Raw genomic sequence first — 7,002 nt, 5'->3', positions numbered from 1 at the left:
GTCCCCCACCCACGCGCCCAACCCACCTCCCACTCTAAAATTTATAACATGTAAATTTTCACGCTTTTGTTCCCGACTTTTGGTGGGCACGCCTTGTCCCACGCGGGTAGGTGCCAACCTTGGTTGGCACGCTTTGAATGGGATCATTTGACGCGGTAGGTGCCGACCGGTGGTCGGCACACCTCTACCCATCCTGCAACACCACCTGCGCGGCATTGTGCCCGGGCGCACCAGTGACGCCACCGCCGGGATGGGTGCCCGAACCGCACAGGTACAGGCCGGGCAGGGCACCGCGATAGCCGGCTTGGCCGACCATCGGCCGTGCCGAGAACAACTGGTTGGCACTGAGCGCACCGTGGAAAATGTCGCCGCCGACCAGGCCGAAGGTGCGTTCCAGATCCAGCGGCGACAGCACCTGCCGACCGAGCACGCTGCCGGCAAAGCCGGGCGCATACCGTTCGACGGTGGCAATCATCAGGTCCGCCACAGTCTCGCGGTGATCATCCCAGTTACGCCCGTCGGGCAGTACCGGCGCCACGTGCTGGCAGAACAGGCTGGCCACATGCTGCCCGCGCGGCGCCAGTGAATCATCCAGCGTGCTCGGAATCAGCATCTCTACGATCGGTTCGCGCGACCAGCCTTCGCGGCGCGCATCCAGCCAGGCGCGGTCCATGTAGTCCAGGCTGGGGGCCATGATGATGCCGGCGCTGAGGTGATCGCCGGGGCCGGGCAGGGCACGGAAGTCCGGCAACCGCGACAGCGCCACGTTCATCCGGAAGGTGCCGGAACCGCAGCGCCAGTTCGTCATGCGTTCGCGTGTGGCAGCGGGTACCTGCGTCGGCTCCAGCAGCTGTTCGTACAGCAGCTTCGGATTGACGTTGGCCACCACCGCGCGTGCGCGCAGGGTTTCGCCGTTGGCCAGTTCCACCCCCACGACGCGGCCTTGTTCGGTCAGTACCTGTTGCACACCGGCATCCACGCGCAGTTCGGCCCCGGCCTCGCGCGCCGCGCTGGCGATGGCCTGGCTGATCGCGCCCATGCCGCCGATCGCGTGGCCCCACGCACCCTTTACGCCATTGCACTGGCCGAATACGTGGTGCAGCAGTACGTAGGCACTGCCCGCTGTATACGGGCTTGCGTAGTTGCCGACGATGCCATCAAAGCCGAACAGCGCCTTGATCGGCTCGCTCTTGAACCAACGGTCCAGGTACTCCGCCGCCGACAGCGTGAACAGGTCCAGCAGTTCCTGCCGCAGTGGCGCATCCAGCGCCGCCAGTTCGCGGCCGAGTTTCCCCATCTGCCATAGTGCGGGCAGCGCACGCCAACCGCCTGCTACACCCAGGTCGGGCGGCGCGCGCAGGGCCCATGCGCGCAGTACGTCGGCGAAGATTTCAAGGCGTGCCTCGTACGCGGGCAAGCGCTGCGCATCCCGCTCGGAGAACTTCGCCACTTCGGCCTGAGTGCGGCCAGGTGCCGACAACAGATAGCGGTCGTCGGGCAATGGCAGGAAGTTGTTGGCCGGGCGCGCGACGATGCGCAGCCCATGCGCATGCAGCTGCAGGTCGTCGATCACCTTCGGCTGCAGTAGCGAGACCGTGTACGAGGCGACTGAATTGCGGAAGCCGGGATGGAATTCCTCGGTGACCGCAGCGCCGCCAAGAACGCCGCGACGTTCCAGCACCAGCACCTTCTTTCCGGCACGCGCCAGATAGGCCGCGCAGACCAGGCCGTTGTGGCCACCACCAACGATGATCGCATCCCAGGTCATCTGCACCTCGGAAAAAGGGGACGGAGGGGATTAAGTCGCAATTCGCATGGGGGCACCGGCAATGGGGAAAAAACGACTTAATCCCCTCCGTCCCCTTTTTTGATCGCTGCTTCGATGGTGGCGATGTCGATCTTCTTCATCGGCATCATCGCGTTGAAGGCGCGCTTGGCCAATGCCTTGTCCTTGCTGGTCACCGCTTCGATCAGCATGCGCGGGCTGATCTGCCAGGAGATGCCCCAGCGGTCCTTGCACCAGCCGCATTGGCTCTCCTGGCCACCGTTGCCGACGATCGCATTCCACAGGCGGTCGGTCTCGGCCTGGTCCTCGGTCTGGATCTGGAACGAGAACGCTTCGCTGTGCTTGAACGCGGTGCCGCCGTTGAGGCCGACGCAGGGGATGCCGCAGACCGTGAATTCGACGGTCAGTACGTTGCCTTCCTTGCCGTCCGGATAGTCACCGGGGGCGTGATGCACGGCGGTCACCGCGCTGTCGGGCAGGATACTGGCGTAGAAGGTGGCGGCCTCGAGCGCGCCGTTGTCATACCAGACACAGATCGTGTTCTTGTGTGCCATGTCGGGGCTCCACGTTGGACGAAGCCGCAGCGATAGCATGCGCGGTGTTAATCCGGGATCGTGCTGCACCTGCAAAAAAGGAGGGCGCCCGAAGGCGCCCTCTGCGTTACCCGTGTGGCAGCTGGATCAGCGCCAGACCTTGATCTGCTCGGCTTCACTGCGCTGCATCGGCTGGCCGGCCTTGCAGCTGAAGGTGGCGCCGAAGGCCGGCAGGTTGGCCAGCGTGCCGTTGCTGCGCCACAGGCCTGGTGCACGGATGTCGGCGGTCAGGCGGCGTACGGCCTCGTTCGGCGCCAGCTGCTGCGCCCACAGCGCAGACCAGGCGCGGAAGAAGCCCTGCTGCTGGGCCTGCTTGGCCTTCGGCTCCTGTGCGACATACGCCGCCCAGGCCAGTTCCAGACCGGCGATGTCGGCCAGGTTCTCTTCCTGGGTGAGCGTGCCGTTGACCTTGGCACCCTTCACGCCCGGGAAGTCGTAGGCGCTGTACTGCGCGGCCACGCGGTTACCGAGCAGGGTCCAGGCGGTCTTGTCGGCCGGGGTCCACCAGCTGCGCAGCTCGCCCTTGGCGTCGACCAGCGCACCCTTGGCATCGATCGCGCGGGTCAGCTCATGGCCGACCAGGCCACCGAAGCTGCCGAACTTGTCGGCAGCGTCGGCCTTGGCGTTGAACACCGGGCCCTGCAGGATCGCGGCGGTGACGATCAGGCGGTTCTGGGCCAGATCGTAGGCCAGCGACGGCTGCTGCGGCAGCACGTCCCAGCGACGGTCGGCATTGCCCTTGCCGATGCGCTTCATTTCCTCGCGATGGCGCCAGGTCGAAGCAATCAGCATGTTGCCACCGAACGAACCGCGGCCCATCGGCTGCACGCTGTAGTCGAGGTCGCGCAGCGGGGTGCCAATCTCGATCTTCAGCGCAGCCAGCTTGGCCTGCGCTTCGGCCTTGGCTTCGGTGCTCATCCAGCTGCTGTTCTTGACCGCTTCGATCTGCACTTCGCGCACCTTGTCGACGATCCACGCCGCCTGGCGACGATCTTCGGCGGACAGGTAACGGGCAGCGTATTCGCGACCGACCATCGGGCCAGCGGCTACGTTGATCGCCTCCAGCACGTCTTCCCAGCGCTGCGGCGGCAGGGTTTCGCCACGCAGCACGCGGCCGCGGAATTCGAACTCGGCGTCGCGGTAGGCCTTGGACAGGTACGGCGCCATCGAGTCGCCCACGCGCCAGCGCAGGTAGGCCTTCCACTGGTCCGGCTTGAGCTTGGTGACCATGCCGTCGAGCTGCTTGAACAGGCCCGGGTCGGCCAGCGAGACCAGGTCGTCATCCACGCCCTGTGCCTTCAGGAAGGCATCCAGCTGCAGGTTGCGGTAGCGGCTGTTGAGCTCCTTGGTGGAGATCGGCGCGTAGTTGTTGAACGGGTTGTTGATGCCGGCCAGCGACTGCGCATTGCGTGCCAGCTCGGTTTCCAGCGCGATCACCGCCTGCGACTCGGCATCCAGCTTGGCCGCCGGCGTGCCGGTCAGTGCCAGGATCTGCTTGACGTAGTTGCGGTAGCGGCCCATCAGCGCCACGGTGTCGGCGTCGGTACGGGTATAGAACGCCGGATCCGGCAGGCCCATGCCGCCCTGCATGAAGTAGCCGATGTGACGGTCCAGCGCTTTCAGATCGACGTCGGGGCCGAAGTTGAAGGCCACCGGGATGCCGACCTGGTGCAGTGCGGCGATCGAGGCCGGCACATCCTTGGCCTTCTTGATGGCGTTGATGCGGGTCAGCAGCGGGGCGATCGGGTTGGAGCCGTCTGCTTCCACGGCCGCTTCGTCCAGGCCACTGGCCCAGAAGTCACCCAGCAGCTTCTGCACGTTGCCCTGCGGCGCCTTCATCGCTGCGTCGAGCAGTTCACGCTGCTGCTGGCGGCTGCGGTCGACCAGCTGGCCCAGCGCGGTGGTGGCGCCGGTCTGCGGCACCGGGTTGGCCTTCAGCCAGCCGGCATTGGTGGCGTCGTAGAAGTCGCTGCACTGGGCACTGACAGCCGGGGCACGCGCGGCCTTTTTCTTGGCGGCGAACGCATCGTGGGTCGGGACCAGAGTCGCCAGGCTGATGCCCAGGGCGATGGCAAGCGGACGGAAATTGGGCATGTGGAACGAATCCGTGATGGATTGAGGGCGCGCGCACTATAGCAAGCCGCGCATGGGCGCGGCATGCACGCATCACGGCGCATCCGCCGGGCATGGCCTGGCGCTACCGGGTGTGTGGCATCGACACCGCATGCACGCATCACGGTGGCTCCGCCGTGCCGTGCGCCGACCAAGGTCGGCATCTGCCAATGGCGTGGGCCTGCACAGGCGCAGTAGATCCACGCCATGCGTGGATGACGGGCGCGGCAAAAAACAAAGGCCCGGGAATTCCCGGGCCTCTGCAGGTCTACCTTGGCATCAGCCAGGGCTTACCAGATCACCACCTGCTGCTCGCCGGCGCGGGCCATCGGCGAACCGGCCTTGCACTGGAAGGCCGCAGCAAAGGTCGGCAGGTTCGACGGCGCACCCATGGCTCGGAACTGCGCCGGCGCGTGCGGGTCAGTGGCCAGGCGGACCTTGGCGTTTTCCGGGGTGTACTTGGTGCGCCACACGGTGGCCCAGTTGAAGAAGAAGCGCTGGTCGCGGGTGAATCCATCGACCTTTGCATCTTCCTTGCCGGCGGAGGCCTTCTGCAGGGCGTCGTAGGCGGTAGCCAGGCCGCCCAGGTCGGCGATGTTCTCGCCCAGGGTCAGGTGACCGTTCACGGCCTGGCCGTCGACCTTGTACTGGTCGAACTGCTTGACCAGCTTGCCGGTCAAGCCTTCGAAGTTCTTCTTGTCAGCGGCAGTCCACCAGTCTTCCATGTTGCCGGTCGGCCCGAAGCGTGCACCCTGGTCGTCGTAACCGTGGGTCATTTCGTGGCCGATCACCGCACCGATGCCGCCATAGTTCAGTGCGTCGTCGGCCTTCGGATCGAAGAACGGAGGCTGCAGGATGGCGGCCGGGAACACGATCTCGTTCTGCAGCGGGTTGTAGTAGGCGTTGACCGTCTGCGGGGTCATGCCCCACTCGGTCTTGTCCACCGGCTTGCCGATCTTGGACAGGTTGAACTTGTAGTTGAACTCACTGGCCGCGCGCACATTGCCCAGGTAGCTGTCGCGCTGGGTCTGCAGGCCCGCCCAGTCACGCCACTTGTCCGGGTAACCGATCTTCGGGGTGAAGGTTTCCCACTTGGCGATGGCCTTGGCTTTGGTTTCATCGCTCATCCAGCTCAGGCCCTGGATGCGTTCCTTCAGCGAAGCGGCCAGGTTCTTCACCAGCTCTTCCATCTTCGCCTTGGCTTCCGGCGAGAAGGCAACCTTCACGTACAGCTGGCCTAAGGCTTCACCGGCGTCGTTCTCGATGGTGCCCAGCACGCGCTTCCAGCGCGGCTTCTGTTCCTTCTGGCCGTTGAGGGTCTTGCCGTAGAACTCGTAGTTCTCCTGCACGAAGGCATCGGCCAGGTACGGCGAAGCGCTGTCCACGGTGTGGAAGCGCAGGTAGGCGCGCCACACCGACGGATCGGTATCGCCCAGCGCCTTGCTCACTTCCTCATGGAAGGCCGGCATGGCCAGCGAGAACTTCTCCGGCGCGGCTACGCCCTGCGACTTGAAGAACTCGGTCCAGCTGAAGTTCGGGGTCAGCTTGTCGGCGTCAGCCAGGGTGACCGGGTTGTAGTACAGCTCGACGTTGCGCGACAGCTCGACGCGCGACTTGGAGGCCTTGGCCAGGCGGGTCTCGAACTTGACCACGTCCTCGGCCTGCTTGGCAGCGTCGGCAGCGGCGACGCCGGACAGCTCCAGCACCTTGGCGACGTGTGCCTGGTAGGCCTTCAGCTTGTCGGCGTTCTTGGCATCGGTGTAGTAGGTGCTGTCCGGCAGGCCCAGGCCGCCCTGGCTGGCGTAGGCCAGGTTCACGGCCGAGTTCTTGAAGTCGGCTTCAGCGCCGAAGCCGAACAGGACGTTGTCACCCTTGGCCGCGCTGCTGCGCAGGTAGTCGGCGATGGCCGCCTTGTCCTGCAGGCCGTCGATCGCGGTGAGATCGGCCTTCAGCGGCTCGATGCCCTGGGCATTGATCTTGGCTTCGTCCATGCCGGTGGCCCACAGGTCGCCGACGATCTTCTCGATATGGTTCGGGTTCTTGACCTGCGCGACCTGTTCAGCCAGCTGGTGCTGCACGGCCACCGAACGCTCGTCGAGGATGGTGAACGCGCCCCAGCTGGTGCGGTCGCCCGGAATTTCATTGGCGGCCAGCCACTTGCTGTTCACGTAGTCGCCGAAGGCGCCACAGGCGTCCTTGCTGGCATCCAGATCGCTGGGCTGGAAGGCGTTGTAGGCCGGCAGCTTGCTCTCGTCCAGCGTGTAGTTGGTGGCTTCGGCCGCAGCCGGCGTGGAGGCGGTGGCATCCTTGGCCGGGGTTTCGTTCTTGCCGCAGCCGACCAGCGCGGCCGAAACGGCCAGGGTCAGCAGCACGATCTTGGGAGTACGGGTCACTTTGATGGCCTCCAGGCCGAGTGAGTCAGGGAAGGGCCGCGGGGACGGCCGTGGGCCGAACAATACGCCGCCGGCCTGCCCTGCAAGGGTGTCGAAGGTCATGGCCGGGCGCAAGGGG

At 65.5% G+C, this 7,002-nt stretch carries 4 protein-coding genes; all 4 read right to left on the bottom strand.

What is annotated here, in order from left to right:
* Positions 1-184 precede the first annotated feature (184 nt).
* The 4 genes from ABE423_RS16050 to ABE423_RS16035 all read right to left on the bottom strand — a co-directional run bounded on the left by ABE423_RS16050 (position 185) and on the right by ABE423_RS16035 (position 6,884).
* Positions 185-1,768: an NAD(P)/FAD-dependent oxidoreductase gene (locus tag ABE423_RS16050; protein WP_346486713.1), complete on the bottom strand. Its 1,584-nt coding sequence runs from the start codon at positions 1,766-1,768 to the stop codon at positions 185-187.
* Positions 1,769-1,845: 77 nt separating this feature from the next.
* Positions 1,846-2,340: a VOC family protein gene (locus tag ABE423_RS16045; protein ID WP_093999806.1), complete on the bottom strand. Its 495-nt coding sequence runs from the start codon at positions 2,338-2,340 to the stop codon at positions 1,846-1,848.
* A gap of 126 nt (positions 2,341-2,466) precedes the next feature.
* Entirely contained in the window at positions 2,467-4,473 is a 2,007-nt protein-coding gene (locus ABE423_RS16040; RefSeq protein ID WP_049460715.1) for a M13 family metallopeptidase, read from the bottom strand.
* Positions 4,474-4,781: 308 nt separating this feature from the next.
* The gene (locus tag ABE423_RS16035; RefSeq protein ID WP_346486711.1) at positions 4,782-6,884 is read right to left on the bottom strand and encodes a M13-type metalloendopeptidase; all 2,103 of its coding nucleotides are present in this window, start codon (positions 6,882-6,884) and stop codon (positions 4,782-4,784) included.
* Positions 6,885-7,002 lie beyond the last annotated feature (118 nt).

The sequence above is a fragment of the Stenotrophomonas sp. TWI1409 genome, from assembly GCF_039673015.1.
Taxonomy (GTDB): domain Bacteria; phylum Pseudomonadota; class Gammaproteobacteria; order Xanthomonadales; family Xanthomonadaceae; genus Stenotrophomonas; species Stenotrophomonas maltophilia_A.
The sequence above is the reverse complement of the archived record's forward strand: the minus strand, read 5'-3'. Positions and strand labels throughout refer to the sequence as shown.

Bases quoted from the DNA above. Each gene is read 5' to 3' on its own strand.
- ABE423_RS16050 (WP_346486713.1), bottom strand. From the start codon at position 1,768: ATGACCTGGGATGCGATCATCGTTGGTGGTGGCCACAACGGCCTGGTC.
- ABE423_RS16045 (WP_093999806.1), bottom strand. From the start codon at position 2,340: ATGGCACACAAGAACACGATCTGTGTCTGGTATGACAACGGCGCGCTC.
- ABE423_RS16040 (WP_049460715.1), bottom strand. From the start codon at position 4,473: ATGCCCAATTTCCGTCCGCTTGCCATCGCCCTGGGCATCAGCCTGGCG.